This is a genomic window from Aquimarina algiphila (genome assembly GCF_007489275.1).
GTDB lineage: Bacteria > Bacteroidota > Bacteroidia > Flavobacteriales > Flavobacteriaceae > Aquimarina > Aquimarina algiphila.
In genome coordinates this window covers 1-17,529 of sequence record NZ_VLNR01000043.1, presented here as the reverse complement: position 1 = coordinate 17,529, position 17,529 = coordinate 1, and the positions used below count along the sequence as shown (strand labels likewise).

The window sequence follows — 17,529 nt, the reverse complement described above, 5'->3', positions numbered from 1 at the left end:
TAAAATTTAGTACATTGTATACCCTAAAAAGTAGCAAATTTATGAGCTATTCGTATTGCCTTAGTAGGGTAATCAACAGCTTTCTTATTCAAAAAAAACAAAATAATAGATGAAACGAACAAAAGAAATTGCGAATCGATTTAGAGAAGTTATTTTGAATGGGGTATGGGTTGCTAACACAAATTATAAAGATCAATTATCAGATGTAACCTGGGAGCAAGCTTCAAAAAAAATAGGGTCTTTAAATACAATATTCATGCTTACGTTTCATATCAATTATTATATAGCTGGAGTATTAAACGTATTAGAAGGGGGAGCACTCGAAATAAGAGATAAGTATAGTTTTGATTGCTCTGGTATCGAATCACAAAAGGATTGGGAAGAATTATTAAATACGATGTGGAGTAATGCAGAAAAATTTGCGAATGCGATCGAATTAATGCCAGATCAAAAACTGGATGAGGTATTTGTAGATAAAAAATATGGAACTTATCAGAGAAATATAGATGGAATGATAGAGCATAGTTATTATCATTTGGGTCAGATTACTTTGATAAAGAAAATGTTATAAGAATTAGTTAACCACCTAATGAGTTCAACAAAAAGAAATATTGTATTAGTCTCACCATTTTTGATCATTGCCATCAATTTTGCGGTTGCATATTCATTTGGACAGCTTATCGGTAAATGGGCATTTATTCCAATAATATTGATCGAATGGTGTCTTTTTCTCTATGTAATATTCAGATATGCCGAGAAAGAGTCGATAAAAAAATGGATGATAAAATCAAGAGGAGCTATTGGGTGGAATATCTTAGCTTTATTTATAGGATTGCTTCCTCTTCCATTATTTGTTTTGCATTATGATACGTTATCTTCTTGGCAAGTATGGATTCCCTGGATTTTACTTGCATTAATCAATCCCTGGATAGAAGAGTTTTATTGGCGTGGACTCCTTTTGGATTATACCAAAAGATGGCCGAATGCTCTGGCTATACTTTTTACAAGTTTTGTGTTTGCTATAAACCATGCAGTTTTTGGAGTAAATTCTGAACTTAATAGCGGATTGACAATTGTGATTTCAACTTTTATCATGGGTTTAATTTGGGGAATAGTCTATAAGAAAACAGGAAGTTTGAGATGGGTTATATTAGCGCATTTTTTAGTTGATTTTTTCAGCCTATCGGCTGCATCATTTTTAGATTTATATGAAAAAGGAAGATGGTAAAACGAATGTGACCAGATTTTATTATCAAAAATTCAAAGACATTAATTACCTTTAGTAGTATTAGAAAGTGACATCATATTTCCTGTAATTGATCATATCAAATCAAAGTAGCTTATCAAAAGTATGGATAAGAAAAAAGAACATGCTCTGGATCGAATTTTATTAAGTTTGAAAACGGTCATAAGAACTAAGAATTTTGAAGATTCAAAATTATTTTATACTCAAATTCTTAACCTAAAAATAACTGAAGAATACAATGATGGTGATGGTTCAAAAGGAGTAATACTACAATTTGGTCATGAGGATAGTAATGCATTTTTAGAGATTTCAGAAATAGCAAGCAACCATTATTACCATCAGAACTCATTCGATAAATCCATCGAAAATGATAAAATTGATATACAAATAAAAACTAACAATATAGAATATTGGGCAACTCGCTTAAGAGATAAATGGAAGGTGAAAGGTCCCGTACTTCGACCTTGGGGATCATATTATCTCTATTTAAGAGATCCAGACGGATTACAAATTATTATTTATCAGGAAAAAATTAAATAAATTGTTAATATTAGATCTACATCACATATGCAATTACAAAAGGCCACAGTAAAAGATATTTCGACATTACAAACAGTTTGTTTTGATTCTTATACTCAGGTTTTTGCCAGTCATTGGAACGAAAATGGCTTGGAGTTATATCTCGAGGAACAATTTGGGAATGCTAGGTTAACAATTGAGCTGCAAGATACATCTGTTGAGTATTATTTTGTTACATACAATAATGAAAATATTGGGTTCCTTAAAATCAATTATAACTCATCATCTAAACTATCAAAATTAGATAATTGTGAGTTAGAGAAAATTTATATTCTTCCAAAGTTTAGCGGAATGGGAATTGGGAAAAAGGCGATGAGCGAAGTGATAAAAAAAGCAGTAGAAAAAGATAAAAAATTATTATTCTTGTGTGTGATTGATACGAATGTAGATGCCATAGCTTTTTATAAAAAACTAGGATTTCAATTTCATAGCAAAACACGATTAGAAATTACCCACTTTAAAGAAGAGTTGAAAGGTATGGAAAGAATGTGTTTTCCCCTTTCTTAAATACATTAATCAAATAAAAAAGTATTAAAATATTATGTTTGGATTCGTTAAAAACATAGAGAAATAGAGTTAGTAATATGAAACTATTTGAAACCAAAAGATTGTCTATTCGATATCTTAAAAAAGAAGATTTAATTCCTTTTTTTGATATGCAAAGTAATCTTAATGTGATGCGTTATATCAAAAAACATATGAGTTTTGAAGAAAGTAAACAGGAGCTAGAACGTTTTATGAAGTATTATCAAGATGATGAGATATTCTTTAATATATGGGCGGTAGTAGATAATAATAGTAATGAGTTTGTGGGTTTATGTGGTGTGTATAAAAATGAAACGTTTGAATATGAAATTGCATATAGATTAAGAGAATGTTTCTGGGGTAAAGGGTTTGGAAGAGAAATCGCAAAAGGATTGATAGCGTATTGTTTTAATAAAATGAAACTAGAACAATTAACAGCGTATGTTAGTAAAGATAATATAGGTTCAGTACATATTTTAGAAAAAGAAATGAAGTATGTAAAAGAATTCTATTCAGAAGAGAATGGTGTTGAACTGAAATATATACTTAATCAAGAAAATAGTATCCTTAATCAATAAATTGTTTTTTAGTGTAAAACAATGTTCAATTCTAAAAAATCGATATTGAAATGAGAAAAATTAAATTATATATAGCTATGAGTATAAATGGAAAAATAGCTAAAGCAGATGGTAATGTAGATTGGTTAGATTCTATCCCCAACCCTGATCAACTAGATTATGGTTATTATGATTTTTATGAAACTATTGATACAACAATTCAAGGCAATAAGACATATAAACAGATCATAGATTGGGGTATTGATTTTCCATATTCAGAGAAAAAAAATTATGTATTAACCAGAAAAAAGGGAGCAGAATCTACTAAAGATGTAGAGTTTATATCTGAGAACCATATCGAATATATTAAAGAATTAAAAAAGCAAAAAGGAAAAGATATATGGCTTGTTGGTGGAGGTCAGATAAATACAATGTTGCTTAATGAAAAATTGATTGATGAAATTCTGGTTTTTATAATGCCTATTGTTCTTTCTGACGGGATAGAACTTTTTGAATCGATTCCTAATGAAACGTTTTTGACTTTGATAGAAACAAAAAAGCATGCTACAGGTGTTGTAGAGTTAAGGTATACAATTACTTAAATAAACTCTTCTTTTAGGTGTATTTAAAAGCTTCCGCACTTCTATATTGATTTGTGACTATTACAAATTAAAATTATGAATTGTATTTTTTTTAAAAAAAAGGTAGGGTATTTATATTCTATTTTGTTTTAGGTATATAAATAGGTTAATCAATGCTTCATAATAGAGTTTGGGGGCAGGCATTTTTTATGGACATAGATTTAACAATAAAATGGGGAGAGTTTTTCTTCCCATTTTTTTACACATGAACAGATATTTTATAAACTAAAAAAATAAATAAATAGGGGGTGGGGTAATGTTTATGTAAAACGTTTTATATACGTAAACAATTTATAAATCTGTATAACACTAGAGTTTAAGGGACAAAACGAATTCTGTGATCAAGATTTTTTAAATTCAAAGATGGGAAGAGATATGATCTCTTTCCATTTTTTTTTCAAAATTAGCATAAAACTATAGTGCAATTAATTCTTCAAAACTAATTTGACTATCAATAGCAGTATCTTTATATTTTAATGTCCAACCAAGTGAATTAGTGAGGATGTATATTTTTTGTAATTCGCTAATAAGGCGATTTTGAGAATTAGTAACCAGTGAAGATTTTTGCACTCTTCTGTTTAATTTTTCAACCACTATTTTTCGTATAACATTATGATCTTCTGCTTCGAATTTGTTGATAAGTCCTTCATTGATATCGTGGTATTTTATTTCGGGATTAATATTAATCTCGGCTTTAGGAATATTGGTAATAGTAAGGGTCTTTGTTTCCTGATCTATAGTATGCTCAATTTTTCTTAAATCGTATGATACCTGAACATTTGCATTTACCATAACAATTATTTTTTTCTTTGAAGAAAGTACTTTAAAGTAAGTTTTGTCATCCTTGTAAGTAATTATATCAGAAAAATGCCCTTCTGTAACAACAAGTTTACCTACATTTTTAATTTGATCCAAAATAAGACCAGAAGATTCTATTTCTATTTTTTGTGTATTAGATTGATCAATAAAATGTTTGATTGCAAAGGCTATTAATGCTACTAAAAGTGCACCAAGTAGAAAGTTACGCATACATTTATAGGTTCAAGTTTGGTATAAATGTACATAAAAAATAGCCTTTCTATGTAGAAAGGCTATATCGATATAAGCTTAATATACAGTTCTTAATTATTCTGGGGAGGGTATTTTTCTAAAATCGCCGCAACGATTTCATTCATTTTACCTTGTTTTTTATCCACATCCTTAGTTAATGCAGATGATCCCATTCCTTGCCAAACTAATTCTTTTTTAGAAGCGTCTATTAGATCTATATATAACGTGCCTTCTGTAGTTGTGGTAACGGTATTATAACCATTCCCCCAGAACCAAGGATTCCATCCCCAGCCATAACCCCATCCAAAGTTATTTTGATAGATATTTACATTTTCTTTGGTCTTCGTAAAAATACTAACCAGCATATCAGGATTGTTAGATTTCAAAAATCCTTTTGAAGTCATATCAGCTTCGATAGCACGTAATATTCGTTTCTTGTCAAGGTCACTAATTTCTGCCTTATCAATTCCTGGCTTGTAAAAAGCAAAACTTCTATAAGATTCAAAGTTTGCCTCCTTATCATAATCCGAAGCAACACGTACCGTAGAGCAAGAACTTAGAGTTATGATAAGGATTAATGATAAAAGTGAAAAATATTTCATAATCCCTGTGTTTTAAAGATTTAACAATAGCTTTTTATATTTGTTTAGCCACAACAATCGTACCATGAAACAGGTAGCTTAGTTATTTTTTAAAATAACTATTTGTTTTTTTATCGTAGCCATAGGGGCAATGTCTGCAACCACTCTCACAACAATATCCTCTCCTTAGATGATATTGTTCTGTAAAACATCGATACCCTTCCGGGGTGATATAATAATCTCCTTCTTTTGGAGTTAATACCTTTTTAGGATTGTTCATAATTTACAAAAATAGTATCTTGCATTGATATGCCCATTGTTGTTAACAAATATTTGATAGGTCGTCATTTTGTAGGCATCGCCCTTTGGCCTTTTATTGTGGTAAATAATTCTTTCCTTAAAGAGGATGAGGTTTTTATTAATCACGAGAAGATTCATCTTAGACAACAGGCAGAACTTTTGGTTTTACCTTTTTATATTTTTTATTTTACAGAATATCTTATTCGACTACTACAGTATCGAAATTCGCAACAGGCATATCGAAATATTTCTTTTGAACGAGAAGCGTATAGAAATGAAGATGATCTCCAGTATCTAAAAAAGAGAAAACCTTGGAGTTTTATTAAATATTGGTAAATGCATATTTTTTCTTCAGAAACAGTACATTCAGAAAATCAATCGATAATACATCCCATTTTAGATGAAGCAGAAGTTTTTCTAGATATAAAAAGGGAAGATGAAATTCATAAAGAAGTATCTGGAAATAAATTCAGAAAATTAAAGTATAACCTTATTGAAGCCCAAAGAAACGGTTTTACAACGGTCCTTACTTTTGGAGGAGCTTATAGTAATCATATAGCAGCTACTGCAGCTGCAGGAAAAATAGTAGGATTACAAACTATCGGAATTATTAGAGGGGAAGAATTGATGAAGGATTTAGAAAAAACCTTATTCGAAAATGATACCCTGCGTTTAGCTTCTGATTCAGGAATGCATCTTAAATTCGTTAGCAGAGGGGTATATAGAGATAAAACGAATCCTGCGTTTTTACAGGAGTTAAAAAATGAGTTCGGTTCTTGTTATGTTATACCTGAAGGAGGCACCAACTCATTGGCGATTAAAGGATGTGAAGAAATTCTCACCCCAGAAGATGCAATGTATGATATCATTTCTTGTGCTGTGGGAACAGGAGGAACGATCTCAGGTATCATTAATAGTTCAGAGAGTCACCAAAAGATATTAGGTTTCCCTGCTTTGAAAGGAGGTTTTCTTTCAGATGAAATCAAAAAATATACCTCAAAAACCAATTGGGAGCTAATTCATAATTATCATTTTGGGGGGTATGGAAAAATAAATCAAGAAGGGGTTGAGTTTATAAATACATTTAGGGAACAGCAACATATTCTCTTAGATCCAGTCTATACAATGAAGATGATTTTTGGGATTTTTGACATGGCAGAAAGAAGTGTTTTTAAGAAAAATACTCGTATTTTAGCGATTCATACAGGAGGGCTACAAGGTATTGCTGGGATGAATAAAAAATTGAATAAAAAGAAACTACCCCTTATTACAATTGGATCTTAAAATGAGGAAATTAATTGCGTTGTTATGTATTACAGGATTCTTAATCTCCTGTGGAGGAAGTAAAAAAGTGACTTCTACAAGAACAGAAAGAACTGTTCCTAGACGTACTACTGTTACTAAGATTGAGCGAACTACAAAAGAGACCACTCTCAAAGAACCTTCTAGAGAAGTAAGAAAACCACTTCCAGCGGCATCATATAATGATAAAGTAAAGCGATATATCTTCGAATTTTCTGATATCGCAAAAAATGAAATGAAAACCTATGGAGTCCCGGCCAGTATTACTTTAGCACAAGGGATTTTAGAATCTGGAGCAGGACATGGTGAATTGACTCAAAAAGCAAAAAACCATTTCGGAATTAAGTGTCACGATTGGGAAGGAGATCGAGTATATCACGATGATGATCGTTCTCAGGAATGTTTTAGAAAATATGATCAGGCAAGTGATTCTTTTAGAGATCATTCTCTGTTTCTAAAAGACAGAAAACGATACTCAAAATTATTTACATTTAATCAAAAAGACTATAAATCCTGGGCAAGAGGTTTAAGAGAAGCAGGATATGCTACAGATAAAAAATATCCACAAAAACTTATCTCTATTATAGAACGTTATCATTTATATGAATATGATAATGATGTATTGGGTAGAACAAACCGTCGAAGAGAAAACAAAGCAGAAGCTGTTGTGGTAATGACACCTGCGCCAGTATCAACTCCAACCCCGAATCCAAGTGGAGGACATATTGTACGAAAAGGAGATACATTATACTCAATTTCTCGCAGATACAAGATTTCTGTGCAGGAACTTAAGTCATATAATAATCTAGCAAGTAATAATATCAAAATCGGACAGATTCTTAAAATAACTGCCGAAGAAGAGGAAGAAGATTTCAACTAAACATGATATATAAAAGAAGCAGCGCATTATTTGCAGAAGCGCAAAAAGTGATTCCGGGAGGAGTAAATTCACCTGTACGAGCTTTTAAAGCTGTAGGGGGTGATCCAATATTTGTTAAAGAGGCTAAAGGTGCATATTTATATGATGAAGATGGTAATCGTTTAATAGACTATATAAATTCTTGGGGACCCATGATTTTAGGGCATGCGCATCCTCGGGTTGTAGAAGCCGTTATTGATAAAGCAAAAAAAGGAACTAGTTTTGGAATGCCAACAGAGATCGAAACTCAGATAGCAGAGTTAGCGGTTGCAATGGTTCCTAATGTAGATAAGATACGATTTGTAAACTCTGGTACAGAGGCTTGTATGAGCGCAGTGCGACTAGCGCGTGGGTATACTGGTAAAGACAAAATCATCAAATTTGCAGGATGTTATCATGGACATAGCGATTCCTTCCTGATTCAGGCAGGAAGTGGAGCTGTTACTTTTGGAAGTCCAAATAGCCCGGGTGTCACCAAAGGTACAGCACAAGATACATTATTAGCGAGATATAATGATCTCGATCATGTAGAGCATATTATTACTTCAAATAAAGGAGAGATTGCCTGTATTATTATTGAGCCTGTTGCAGGGAATATGGGATGTATTCCTCCTGTAAAAGGGTTTTTAGAAGGCCTTAGGGCACTTTGCAGTGCCAATGATATCCTTTTGATCTTTGATGAAGTTATGACTGGCTTTAGACTAGCAAAAGGAGGAGCACAAGAACTTCTTGGGATAGATGCAGATATTATCACTTTTGGGAAAGTAATAGGGGGAGGACTCCCTGTTGGAGCTTTCGCAGCTCGAGAAGAAATTATGAATTACCTCGCTCCGCTTGGACCCGTATATCAAGCAGGAACATTAAGTGGTAATCCACTAGCTATGGCAGCTGGTTTAGCTATGCTTACTGAATTAAATTCTAATTCTGAAATTTTTAAGAGCCTGGCGGATAAAACAGAATACCTTCATAAAGGTATTGCCAAGGAACTTAAAGCACATAAGATAATACATACCATTAATAGATTGGGATCAATGATTTCGGTGCATTTTACAGAAGATGCCATCCTAGATTTTGAATCTGCAGCCCAAGGTAATAATGAAACATTTAAAAAATTCTTTCATGGGATGTTGGACAACGGAATCTATATCGCTCCAAGTGCTTTTGAAACATGGTTTATTACCGATGCACTTACCTATAAGGATTTGGATGAAACAATAGAAGCAGTTGGTAAGGTAGCAAAAACATTATAAAGAAATTAGTACAGGTATAAAACCTCTATACTAATCTTTGGTGTGATGTGTTTAGAGTACTTAACGAAGTAGAGCAGAAATAACCTCTGGAGTAGCAATACTTTGAAATTGAATTCCTCCTGTTCCCTTAATTTTAATTTTTCTAAAATTAAGGTTTTCGTGATTTGAGTTTAGTTGAATACTCAAAATGTTTTCTCCCTTTTTTAAAGGGACCCGTGTGTAAAATACCTTGTTTGGTAAACTTTGCCAATTACGCGTATCGGCACTTTCTGTAAAGGCATTAAATATACCTAATAACGCACCTAAATCTTTGTTTTGATTTTTTACAATATATTCAGAAACTTTCTTTGTTCCTAGTCGTAAAGCGGTTTTTCCTATCTCCCGTAATGTTCGGTCTCGTAATGTTTTAAAAGCAATTTCTTCATAATTCTGAGCTAGTTGAAATTGATAAGAAGTACTGTCAATATAAACTTCTGCACTGTGGTATAAAGAGGGTTGACTTACATACTTAGGGTAGGCAATATTAAATATGTCTAAATCAGAAAAATCAGCATGATTGTCTCCTCCAGTAGGTATGGGTAGAGGTAGGTTTAAAGAAAGATCTTTATTTATAATGGTTAAAAAACCAATATCATTACCTGGTAAAATTGTAAATGTATAGTAGGTTTCTTCTTTATAAGGTGAAAGCCCATTTTCCCAAAATAGTATTGCTTCTCCTCCTTCAGGAATTTTTTGAGGAACAAATGTAATACCTAATAATTGCTCATAATGTTTTACCTGATCCATAAACCCCATGGCATTTGCTGTTCTTAGTAAATCTTTGCCAAGTTGATCAGGAATATGCACTCCAATATAGATCCCTTCATTTTCCAGATATAAATCAACAGCGTTACGATACGCGATAAATGCATTATTTATATCTCCAGACGCTTCATATAGTAAACCTTGTACTATATGAGAAAAAGCATCGTCTTTGTAACGATTTTTCTTTCCAGAAGGATATTTGTCATTTAATTTTTGTAGTTGTAGTCTAACCCGTTTGGCTTCTACGAGAGCATCATCATACTTGCCCAAAAAAGTATAGTTTAATGCTTTGTAATAGTGAATAGCTACTTTTTCTGAGTCTTCTCCTGTATAGGTTTCTTTTTCAGGATTTAGAACCACCCCTAATAATTGGTTGCCAATAGCTTTTTTATTAGATTCTATAATTAGATCAGCTTTATTAAATAATTCATTGCTTAGTTCATAGTCACCAGCCAAATAAGCTAATTTTCCTTTTTCGAATAGATATAAGAGTTGATTCCTGGGCTTTGCCAAAAATTTATTATTATCAATAATAGATAGTGCACCTTGCATATCTCCCTGTTGCACTTTTGCTTGAAAAAGCATACTCTTGGCATGATAGCTTCCACAATTGCAAAATGCTATTAGAAGAGCACATAGAATTGTTATACGTAAGGTCTTTTTTATATTGATCATGGCAATTGTCAAACAAGCTTTCCTGGGAAAGCTTGTTACTTTTTTTGATTCAGAGATGAGAAATTATCAGTTTTTAACGAATTTTTTTATTTTTTTATCTCCTATCCATACTTTCTCGTTAGTTTCAAGATTTGTGAGTTCAAGATCAATCTGATAATACACAACTTTTTGATTTTTATGTGCGTCTACTATAGAATTGATATTACCCTGTAGCATATAATCTGCTCCCATCTCTAATCCAAATTTTTTGACTGTAGATAAAGATGAATTGTTTTGTTGTTCAGCACGTTCTGCTCTCAATTCTTCACGCATTTTACCACCTTGTACAATGCTAACTTTTTGTTGCTTAATGAATGCTTTTTCCATATCCTTAATAAAAGTTTCACTTTCTATATGTTCGTGGGATTTGTTGCGCACCAAACCAACGATGACTACAGGCTTTTTACCTTTTTTCTGAATATGATCTGTTATCCAATTTGATGTAATTGCCTCGTCGGTTAGTTCTTCTGCCGCATAACGAGAATCTGTATCATTCCATCTACCACTAATATCAATTTGTGTGTCAGGAGCTACTCGCGTAATCTTTCTTGCACATGAAAAGGTTAAAAATATTGACATTATTGCAACTATTGCTATTGTTGTTTTTTTCATTTTATGATGTTATTATATGTATTCTAAATTTTATTTTTTGTTATAAGATTACCACACAGTACATGCTCCCCAAAGTCCTAATGATAACCAAGTATTTCTGTAGTAAGATCTATCATAATACCCATAATCATAATATTGAGTGTTCTCAATACGTTTTAACTTTCTTTGGTGTCTCCAATATGCTCGTTGTGATCGATGTTGCTTTTTTCTCGAACGTAATTCTCTTTTTTCCTCCAAGGGGTCAATGGCTTTATATGTTTGTTGTACAGTCGTTCCCTGCTGTAATGTGTATTTATGATTATTGTTTATCACTTTATTCATAGCTATTTTGTAATTAGGATTTTGACCTGTTACAAGTGGTGCTATTGCTTGTGCATGACTCATAAAGCCTAACATGATTAAAACGAGTATTAAATATTCCTTTTTCATATGTGTAAAAATTAATTTTTTAAGTTTTGTCTCATTGATCACATCAAAAAATATCGAATCAATGTTAGTATCTAATTCTAATGTATTGTAGAAATAAATGACAAATTAAAAACCAAAAGGTTGCTTCACATTAGAAAATATTTCCAAATGATTCTATGTATAAAAACAAATGAGAAATAGAATACCCTACTTTTTTATTGAATCTTTTTTGGATGAAGAGTAAAAACTATATATAAGGATAAATTTGTCTAATAAGGTTGATAGGACAAATAAAATTGGTTAAAGTATTTTATATGAGGTTTTGAAATTATGATGCCAGCCATATTCCTAAGGGAATAGCATCTCCGTTTGGGTATTTTACATCATATCCATCTGGATCGGTATCACTTTTTTGAATATATGGATATTTCTGTAGATATTCTTCACCGCCATAGTCAGTAAAATCCTCTCTTATAGGTAAGATAGCAATCTGATCTAGTTTTTTTTGAGTATTAGCATACCGTAATTCCCATTTACAACGTTTTGAGTTGATTGCATTTTCGGTTGCCAGAAAAATAAATTTTGTATTCTGTTTTATTTTTTCTTCTGTTTCTTGTTGTATACGCTTGGCATGGATATCGTCGTTATCTTCTTCATTTTCTTCCTCGGTAATATGATCGGCATAAATGAGTACTCCAAATCCTTTTAAAAAATTAATTGCACTATCTAGTTCTTCTAGTTCATCATGCTTGTGAGAAAAAAATAGAGAGACTTTTAAAAACTTTGTTTCTTCTTTAAAAAGTTTCAGGCTTTCAATGATAGGTTTACTATATATCCTTGCAGCGTTTCTAAATTGTAACAACCCGTATTTAGGTAATATATTCATTAATTCTAGAGCATGATGTGTGTGAACATTTAACGTATTATATATAGATTTTGTTGTAAGTAGTTTTGTTAAAAATGTCTTATAGTAATTCTTTTAGCTTTATACAAATTGATTTGAAATCGAACCTAAATTGTTTTTTCGATGCTTAAGTTTGTGTGCCAATGCGCAACCTTTTATTTGTTTTTTCATCTTATTCAAAAATAAACTTCAATCATGAAATCAAAGGGAAAAGGCATACAGGTTTTAATAATATTGTTTTTAACAATTTTAGTCGGATGCGGTAATGATGATGATTCATCATTGTCTCAGGAGCAGGATAATACTAACTTAAAAACAATGCTTGAAGAAATTACTAAAATAGCAGAAAGTGTTGACTGTACAAATCCAGATGATTGGTCTTTTACCTCAATAGGAAGTAAAGCTTGTGGTGGCCCGTCTGGATTTATAGCCTACCCTCTTACTATAGATACTGATGATTTTTTAAAGAAGGTTGAAACACATAAGACGGCAATGAAAGCATTTAATAAAAAATGGGGGATAGTGTCTGATTGTTTTGTTCCAGCAACCCCAATAGATGTTGAATGTGTTGATGGAAAAGCTGTACTTGTATTTCAATAATAGAGTTTTTCAAGGAGCTATTTTTTAGGGATATATACTCGTACCCAATCTACATACATTGTATTTTGTGAAGGGTTTTTTAATTCCTCATCTGTAGCTATAATACCTTTGTCAGAGCGCCATTGGTGATCTTCGGTATCTAAAATCATAAGCAGGGATTGATTAAAACCAACACTTGGTGTACGAGGATCCTTGATGTTCATTTCACGAACTAATTTACCGTCAAGATAAAAATAAAAGGTAAATGGGTCTTTCCAGTAACAACCAAAACGATGGTAATCATCTTTTAACATAGGTCCTCCTTCTGCTTCAAAATGTTTTGGCTCTTTAGAAAGATCTTTAAAAGGTTCTCGTTGAAAAATATGATAATTTGTCCCCATGGTTTTACCTCCTTTAGGTTCGGCGCCATAAGTTTCATTAATATCAATTTCATTTACCTGATCTTTACTAATGTACCAAAAGTTAGAAGAAAGTTTAAGGCCGCTAATCTTCATACGAACTTCTGTGAAAATAGGATAAATTATTGGAGTTTTAGCACTTATAACTCCGCAATACACGTTGCCAGGGTCTTTTCTTTCAGCCATTATTTCTAGATTTCCATTCTTGATTACACTATGATCAGAAGAAAAATAAGTCAAGCCAGGGCCTTTCCAATCATTAACATAACTGTCTTTCCAGATTTTGTAAAATTGAGCATTCTTTCCTTCATAATTAAAATCATCAGAATGTTGAGTGTCTAATATCCACAGATGAGCATTCTTCACATCTTCGGGAATTGGAGTTGTTTTCCAGTCTTGCGCTCTGCTATTGGTTAAAAAAAAGAGTACAGTCACGAGGCAAGTTATTATTTTTTTCATCTAGATGTATAAATAGTAATGTAATTTTTACGAATTGATAGCAAGCAATTATTCAGTTTTTATCGGTGAGCTTTAAAAGCACGGTGAAGTTCGATAATCATCATTTTGTATGGATAGCTCATGATTAATAGTGAAATTAAATTTTTTACCGTCTTTATTTCGGGTGTATTCAGCGTAGTCCCATAAACCTGCATGGGTTAATTTATAAACACCATTTTCTTTTCCATTATATAATTCGGTATAATATGTTCTTGTAGTGGGATAAGCTCCGCCTTTATCAAAATCTTCTTTTATATAGGACAAAGTCATAGATTCTTTTTGCCCTTTATATTGTACTTGTAATGCATTAGCATTTTCATCAAAGCTAATAGAAATGGCAAGGTCTGGATTATCGTCACTAGTATAGCATATAAAATGATGCATTATGCCGTTGCCTGTTTCATCTTTTGTTGATGCTGTGTTGGTATCCTCATTTTCTTGTAATACTGCATTATTATCTTGTTCTGTTAGAGAAGGAGGTTTCTTTGTTACATTCTCAGTATTCGAATCAACTTGGTTTTTATCATTAGACTTGCAGGAAATCAAAAAAATGGAAATAATAATTGACGATATGATGTAGGTTTTGTAGATCATTATGTGAATTTATTTTATAGCCTATAATTGTGGTTATGGTAACAAGATACTTTTATTCTAGAAATAGTCTTAAAAAATTGAATTAATGTTTGTGAAAAAAAATGCAAGAATTAGGTTTGAACATAATTTATACAGTTTGTCTTTAGATAGTTGTTTTTAAGTATTGAATTCTAGTTTTTGTTCATAGTTTTTGTTGTTTCTGTATTATAGTAAGTTCTGAAAATTTTATCCCAAATAGTAGTGTAAAAACCAAAATTATACTTCGGATATTGATGATGGTTTTTATGAAAGATATTATTTCCAAATAATGATATTCTTTGATCAGAAGAGGTGTTTAAGTGTGATATCACACCTGCTATCCAGTTAAAAAATAGAAAAAATATGAAACTATATAAGTTAAGTGTAATAAACAGAGGAATTATGGTTAATATAAAACCAAAAAGAAGTGCTTCTGCAGGATGCATTACATATAAACTGATCTCATTAAAATTGTAATGTTCATGATGCTCTTTATGTATAAGAGAAAATGGTCGAACATAATGAGAAATGTAGTGAAATACATACATCATAAAGTCAACAATAAAGAATAGTAATAGGAAATCTCTTATAAAATTGATATCACTAAAAACAATCTTCGAATAGGTAAAAAGAATATATCCAGGTACAGCTACAATTGTGTTGATTATCATAATAAATACTGATAACCTAATGTCCTTTTTTGTTAGCGGTAATTTTTCATGACGATAGAACGAGGACCAACAATAACTTATCAAGACTGTACCCAAAAACATAATTACGTTAGAACCCAATAACAGTCCCCAAAAAAGAAAAGGATCTTGTAAAGCAATAATGATATCTGAAACAGATATAAGCATGATAAAAGTTTTACTACAATATAAAAAGTATGTGTTTGCTAAAGTAATTTTATTTTGAATAAATAACATTTTTTTTGATGTTGATGGAATATAGCTATTGCCATTTCACTGAAAACAGTGTGTTGTGAATAGTACTTTGGGTCTAAATTTGTTTTGGGATATAATTATACTTGTCATCTGATCTTTATCAAAAAGAGGTGTGTATTTCTTTATTTAAGAAATGATATAGATCATTTGTGAGATAATAAGAAAAAAAGGAAAAAGAAATAAAATACTCTTATGCAGGTATTGCTGCATATACTTATTTATGAAGAGAGCTATTGTAATACTATTGACTTTGGTATTTTACAGTTGTATGGATACTAAGGCGAAGGAAAACTCAGGAATGAACGTAAAATCACCTACTCAATTGACAGAAGAATTTATTGTAGATTATAAAGAATGGAATGATCTTGCGTATATATTAAGTAATAGTGATGATGAAAGTGCTGATGAAAAGATTGAGAAGGCGTATCACGATTTAATTTTAAAATATTGTAGTCCTGATAAAAAATATCAAGGTATTGTTTATGGTAGCGAGGCGGATCATTGTGGTGAACAAGAAAAAATTACGGAAGAAATAATTGATGATGAAGTAGCCATTGTCAAAACTACATTTAAAGACAGGGAGTTTGATTTTATGGAATATAATTATGAATATAGATATATAAAAACTGATTCGAAATGGATTTTGGACGAAGTGTATTTGGTGGATGAAGACGGAAAATATGAGGGATTGTAAAACCATGCCTAATATCTAATTCTCAATATCTTTTCAAAAAAATAGTCCCATGTCTACAGATGAAGTCTAAGAATAATCTTATTTAAAAATTGTAGCTTTATGTTATGATTGAAAATAATTCTTTTATTATAGAAAAAAAAGGTAAAAAAGTAACAATAGTTTTCTTTGCACTTTTTCTATTTGGCTACTTAGGGTTTGGACAAAAACAATGGATCGTATCTCCTACAGAACTTTACACGGCATATGATACCAATAAAAAAGCAATTGGAGTATTGCTCAGAGGAGCAGTAGTAGAAGTATTGTCTACAGAACAAAGCTTATGGACCAAAGTAAAGGTTGATAATGGTATGATTGGTTTTGTAGATAGCGCATTCATAAGAAAAGCATTAAATGCAAGTGACCATTATTTATTATCTCCCTCACCAATTATTGAAAATGATGGACATTATGGTTCACCACATTTGTTTGTACAAGTAGCATCATTAAGGATTCGAGAACTCCCTTCTCCTGATGCTAAAATAGTATCATATTTTACAATGGGTGAAGTAGCAGCTGTAGATTTTTATCCATACGATCCTAATGCATGGGTGAATGTTGATAAAGGATTTATACAACAAAAATACTTGGGGGCAAGGCCAAAATTAGAAAATTTGTATCATCAATTTGATACCATATCTCTTGCAAATAGAAATGGCAGAAAAAAAATAGCAGAGCGGTTGGTCGAATTCGCTTGGAACTCATCAGGATCTAAGGTTCCTGCATTAGAACGATTCTTAAGTGTAGCAGAAGAACTCGGTGATAAAAAGAAAATAGGGTATGCCAAATTACAAATACAAATTGCAAAAGGTTTAACCCAGACACTGGATTATAAAGAACTAGAAGCTATAGGTAAATCAGAAGAGACGTATATAAAAATTAATGGGATACAGTTTCCAAATTACACAGAGGTTACATATTCTGAAATGCTTGAGGTATTGGGTGAGCCTATAAAAATTATAGAAGGAGAAGATGATTGCTGCTATAGTGGAAATCAAAGTTATTGTTATGATCATGCAGAATTTGTTGTTGATAAACAAAAGAATCTGGCAGAAATAGTTTGGATAGGTTTTAAGGGGAAAGGAAATGTTTTTGTTATTAATGGAACACCGATTGATAAGAACACTACAGAAGAAGAATTTGTAAACCTCGCTTCGCGATGGGTATATTATAATGGTAAATATCCTAATAAATATGATTTGCCGTTTTTCGATTATTACAATATCATAACCCGTTGTGCATTTAGTTAATATTAATTTTTAGGTTGTTTATATTTCTGTTGAATTCAAACCTATTGATATATTGAATAATGGTCATTGCTGTGATCTTTGATAAGATTCTATTTTTAAATCCCT

The 17,529-nt window shown here is 31.6% G+C and carries 23 protein-coding genes and 1 pseudogene; 13 read left to right on the top strand and 11 right to left on the bottom strand.

Annotated elements, in window-relative coordinates; translation table 11 throughout:
• The first annotated feature begins 109 nt into the window (after positions 1-109).
• From FOF46_RS18670 to FOF46_RS18645, 6 genes are all read left to right on the top strand, one after another.
• On the top strand, positions 110-571 hold the full coding sequence (locus FOF46_RS18670) for an mRNA-capping enzyme subunit alpha (protein ID WP_143917510.1): 462 nt from the start codon (positions 110-112) through the stop codon (positions 569-571).
• Between the two features lie 18 nt (positions 572-589).
• On the top strand, positions 590-1,228 hold the full coding sequence (locus FOF46_RS18665; RefSeq protein ID WP_143917509.1) for a CPBP family intramembrane glutamic endopeptidase: 639 nt from the start codon (positions 590-592) through the stop codon (positions 1,226-1,228).
• 123 nt (positions 1,229-1,351) lie between these two features.
• Positions 1,352-1,786 (top strand): VOC family protein, encoded by a 435-nt coding sequence (locus tag FOF46_RS18660; protein WP_109433837.1) that lies wholly within the window; start codon positions 1,352-1,354, stop codon positions 1,784-1,786.
• Positions 1,787-1,813: 27 nt separating this feature from the next.
• On the top strand, positions 1,814-2,332 hold the full coding sequence (locus FOF46_RS18655; protein ID WP_109433836.1) for a GNAT family N-acetyltransferase: 519 nt from the start codon (positions 1,814-1,816) through the stop codon (positions 2,330-2,332).
• A gap of 77 nt (positions 2,333-2,409) precedes the next feature.
• Entirely contained in the window at positions 2,410-2,928 is a 519-nt protein-coding gene (locus FOF46_RS18650; protein ID WP_143917508.1) for a GNAT family N-acetyltransferase, read from the top strand.
• Positions 2,929-2,978: 50 nt separating this feature from the next.
• A complete protein-coding gene (locus FOF46_RS18645) occupies positions 2,979-3,509 on the top strand; it encodes a dihydrofolate reductase family protein (RefSeq protein WP_143917507.1) in 531 nt (176 codons plus the stop codon).
• A gap of 453 nt (positions 3,510-3,962) precedes the next feature.
• On the opposite strand, the gene FOF46_RS18640 is transcribed toward FOF46_RS18645, so the two are convergent.
• From FOF46_RS18640 to FOF46_RS31665, 3 genes are all read right to left on the bottom strand, one after another.
• Positions 3,963-4,577 carry a DUF4230 domain-containing protein gene (locus FOF46_RS18640; protein ID WP_143917506.1) on the bottom strand — a complete coding sequence of 205 codons (615 nt, stop codon included), beginning with the start codon at positions 4,575-4,577 and terminating at the stop codon, positions 3,963-3,965.
• A 92-nt stretch (positions 4,578-4,669) separates the two neighbouring features.
• Positions 4,670-5,200 (bottom strand): DUF4136 domain-containing protein, encoded by a 531-nt coding sequence (locus FOF46_RS18635; protein WP_109433832.1) that lies wholly within the window; start codon positions 5,198-5,200, stop codon positions 4,670-4,672.
• 82 nt (positions 5,201-5,282) lie between these two features.
• Complete coding sequence (locus FOF46_RS31665; RefSeq protein ID WP_160113992.1) at positions 5,283-5,459, bottom strand: C1orf53 family protein; 177 nt, start codon at positions 5,457-5,459, stop codon at positions 5,283-5,285.
• 29 nt (positions 5,460-5,488) lie between these two features.
• Between FOF46_RS31665 and FOF46_RS18630 the strand changes: the two genes are divergently transcribed.
• Genes FOF46_RS18630 through hemL form a run of 4 tightly spaced genes read left to right on the top strand, consistent with a single transcriptional unit; the run spans position 5,489 to position 8,950 of the window.
• Positions 5,489-5,815 carry a hypothetical protein gene (locus tag FOF46_RS18630; RefSeq protein ID WP_109433831.1) on the top strand — a complete coding sequence of 109 codons (327 nt, stop codon included), beginning with the start codon at positions 5,489-5,491 and terminating at the stop codon, positions 5,813-5,815.
• Complete coding sequence (locus FOF46_RS18625; protein WP_109433830.1) at positions 5,816-6,763, top strand: 1-aminocyclopropane-1-carboxylate deaminase/D-cysteine desulfhydrase; 948 nt, start codon at positions 5,816-5,818, stop codon at positions 6,761-6,763. It abuts the gene before it with no gap.
• Position 6,764: 1 nt separating this feature from the next.
• Positions 6,765-7,661 (top strand): glucosaminidase domain-containing protein, encoded by an 897-nt coding sequence (locus FOF46_RS18620; RefSeq protein ID WP_143917505.1) that lies wholly within the window; start codon positions 6,765-6,767, stop codon positions 7,659-7,661.
• A gap of 2 nt (positions 7,662-7,663) precedes the next feature.
• A complete protein-coding gene (gene hemL, locus FOF46_RS18615) occupies positions 7,664-8,950 on the top strand; it encodes a glutamate-1-semialdehyde 2,1-aminomutase (protein WP_143917504.1) in 1,287 nt (428 codons plus the stop codon).
• 60 nt (positions 8,951-9,010) lie between these two features.
• On the opposite strand, the gene FOF46_RS18610 is transcribed toward hemL, so the two are convergent.
• From FOF46_RS18610 to FOF46_RS18595, 4 genes are all read right to left on the bottom strand, one after another.
• On the bottom strand, positions 9,011-10,339 hold the full coding sequence (locus FOF46_RS18610) for a COG3014 family protein (protein WP_244299663.1): 1,329 nt from the start codon (positions 10,337-10,339) through the stop codon (positions 9,011-9,013).
• 156 nt (positions 10,340-10,495) lie between these two features.
• A complete protein-coding gene (locus tag FOF46_RS18605; protein WP_143917502.1) occupies positions 10,496-11,080 on the bottom strand; it encodes a penicillin-binding protein activator LpoB in 585 nt (194 codons plus the stop codon).
• A 48-nt stretch (positions 11,081-11,128) separates the two neighbouring features.
• Positions 11,129-11,509, bottom strand: coding sequence for a hypothetical protein (locus tag FOF46_RS18600; RefSeq protein WP_143917501.1), 381 nt, complete (start codon positions 11,507-11,509; stop codon positions 11,129-11,131).
• A gap of 307 nt (positions 11,510-11,816) precedes the next feature.
• Entirely contained in the window at positions 11,817-12,374 is a 558-nt protein-coding gene (locus FOF46_RS18595; protein WP_143917500.1) for a TIR domain-containing protein, read from the bottom strand.
• A 213-nt stretch (positions 12,375-12,587) separates the two neighbouring features.
• Here FOF46_RS18595 and FOF46_RS18590 point away from each other — a divergent pair, with 213 nt between their 5' ends.
• Complete coding sequence (locus FOF46_RS18590) at positions 12,588-12,992, top strand: hypothetical protein (protein ID WP_109433823.1); 405 nt, start codon at positions 12,588-12,590, stop codon at positions 12,990-12,992.
• Between the two features lie 17 nt (positions 12,993-13,009).
• Here FOF46_RS18590 and FOF46_RS18585 read toward each other — a convergent pair whose 3' ends face one another.
• The 3 genes from FOF46_RS18585 to FOF46_RS18575 all read right to left on the bottom strand — a co-directional run bounded on the left by FOF46_RS18585 (position 13,010) and on the right by FOF46_RS18575 (position 15,357).
• The gene (locus tag FOF46_RS18585; protein WP_143917499.1) at positions 13,010-13,849 is read right to left on the bottom strand and encodes a family 16 glycosylhydrolase; all 840 of its coding nucleotides are present in this window, start codon (positions 13,847-13,849) and stop codon (positions 13,010-13,012) included.
• Between the two features lie 72 nt (positions 13,850-13,921).
• Positions 13,922-14,482 (bottom strand): hypothetical protein, encoded by a 561-nt coding sequence (locus FOF46_RS18580; protein WP_143917498.1) that lies wholly within the window; start codon positions 14,480-14,482, stop codon positions 13,922-13,924.
• 170 nt (positions 14,483-14,652) lie between these two features.
• Positions 14,653-15,357: a sterol desaturase family protein gene (locus tag FOF46_RS18575; RefSeq protein WP_167571882.1), complete on the bottom strand. Its 705-nt coding sequence runs from the start codon at positions 15,355-15,357 to the stop codon at positions 14,653-14,655.
• A gap of 307 nt (positions 15,358-15,664) precedes the next feature.
• Here FOF46_RS18575 and FOF46_RS18570 point away from each other — a divergent pair, with 307 nt between their 5' ends.
• A complete protein-coding gene (locus FOF46_RS18570) occupies positions 15,665-16,138 on the top strand; it encodes an NTF2 fold immunity protein (RefSeq protein ID WP_109433819.1) in 474 nt (157 codons plus the stop codon).
• A 104-nt stretch (positions 16,139-16,242) separates the two neighbouring features.
• A complete protein-coding gene (locus tag FOF46_RS18565; RefSeq protein ID WP_143917496.1) occupies positions 16,243-17,424 on the top strand; it encodes an SH3 domain-containing protein in 1,182 nt (393 codons plus the stop codon).
• Here the strand turns inward: FOF46_RS18565 and FOF46_RS32595 are convergent.
• Positions 17,417-17,529: pseudogene (locus FOF46_RS32595) on the bottom strand (IS982 family transposase); the annotation flags it as partial. The gene FOF46_RS18565 and the pseudogene FOF46_RS32595 overlap by 8 nt on opposite strands.

Bases quoted from the DNA above. Each gene is read 5' to 3' on its own strand.
- FOF46_RS18625 (WP_109433830.1), top strand. From the start codon at position 5,816: ATGCATATTTTTTCTTCAGAAACAGTACATTCAGAAAATCAATCGATA.
- FOF46_RS18640 (WP_143917506.1), bottom strand. From the start codon at position 4,577: ATGCGTAACTTTCTACTTGGTGCACTTTTAGTAGCATTAATAGCCTTT.
- FOF46_RS18660 (WP_109433837.1), top strand. From the start codon at position 1,352: ATGGATAAGAAAAAAGAACATGCTCTGGATCGAATTTTATTAAGTTTG.
- FOF46_RS18585 (WP_143917499.1), bottom strand. From the start codon at position 13,849: ATGAAAAAAATAATAACTTGCCTCGTGACTGTACTCTTTTTTTTAACC.
- FOF46_RS18580 (WP_143917498.1), bottom strand. From the start codon at position 14,482: ATGATCTACAAAACCTACATCATATCGTCAATTATTATTTCCATTTTT.
- FOF46_RS18670 (WP_143917510.1), top strand. From the start codon at position 110: ATGAAACGAACAAAAGAAATTGCGAATCGATTTAGAGAAGTTATTTTG.
- FOF46_RS18610 (WP_244299663.1), bottom strand. From the start codon at position 10,339: ATGCTTTTTCAAGCAAAAGTGCAACAGGGAGATATGCAAGGTGCACTA.
- FOF46_RS18565 (WP_143917496.1), top strand. From the start codon at position 16,243: ATGATTGAAAATAATTCTTTTATTATAGAAAAAAAAGGTAAAAAAGTA.
- FOF46_RS18630 (WP_109433831.1), top strand. From the start codon at position 5,489: ATGCCCATTGTTGTTAACAAATATTTGATAGGTCGTCATTTTGTAGGC.
- FOF46_RS18645 (WP_143917507.1), top strand. From the start codon at position 2,979: ATGAGAAAAATTAAATTATATATAGCTATGAGTATAAATGGAAAAATA.
- hemL (WP_143917504.1), top strand. From the start codon at position 7,664: ATGATATATAAAAGAAGCAGCGCATTATTTGCAGAAGCGCAAAAAGTG.
- FOF46_RS18655 (WP_109433836.1), top strand. From the start codon at position 1,814: ATGCAATTACAAAAGGCCACAGTAAAAGATATTTCGACATTACAAACA.
- FOF46_RS18620 (WP_143917505.1), top strand. From the start codon at position 6,765: ATGAGGAAATTAATTGCGTTGTTATGTATTACAGGATTCTTAATCTCC.
- FOF46_RS18635 (WP_109433832.1), bottom strand. From the start codon at position 5,200: ATGAAATATTTTTCACTTTTATCATTAATCCTTATCATAACTCTAAGT.
- FOF46_RS18590 (WP_109433823.1), top strand. From the start codon at position 12,588: ATGAAATCAAAGGGAAAAGGCATACAGGTTTTAATAATATTGTTTTTA.
- FOF46_RS18570 (WP_109433819.1), top strand. From the start codon at position 15,665: ATGAAGAGAGCTATTGTAATACTATTGACTTTGGTATTTTACAGTTGT.
- FOF46_RS18600 (WP_143917501.1), bottom strand. From the start codon at position 11,509: ATGAAAAAGGAATATTTAATACTCGTTTTAATCATGTTAGGCTTTATG.
- FOF46_RS18595 (WP_143917500.1), bottom strand. From the start codon at position 12,374: ATGAATATATTACCTAAATACGGGTTGTTACAATTTAGAAACGCTGCA.
- FOF46_RS18605 (WP_143917502.1), bottom strand. From the start codon at position 11,080: ATGAAAAAAACAACAATAGCAATAGTTGCAATAATGTCAATATTTTTA.
- FOF46_RS18650 (WP_143917508.1), top strand. From the start codon at position 2,410: ATGAAACTATTTGAAACCAAAAGATTGTCTATTCGATATCTTAAAAAA.
- FOF46_RS31665 (WP_160113992.1), bottom strand. From the start codon at position 5,459: ATGAACAATCCTAAAAAGGTATTAACTCCAAAAGAAGGAGATTATTAT.
- FOF46_RS18575 (WP_167571882.1), bottom strand. From the start codon at position 15,357: ATGCTTATATCTGTTTCAGATATCATTATTGCTTTACAAGATCCTTTT.
- FOF46_RS18665 (WP_143917509.1), top strand. From the start codon at position 590: ATGAGTTCAACAAAAAGAAATATTGTATTAGTCTCACCATTTTTGATC.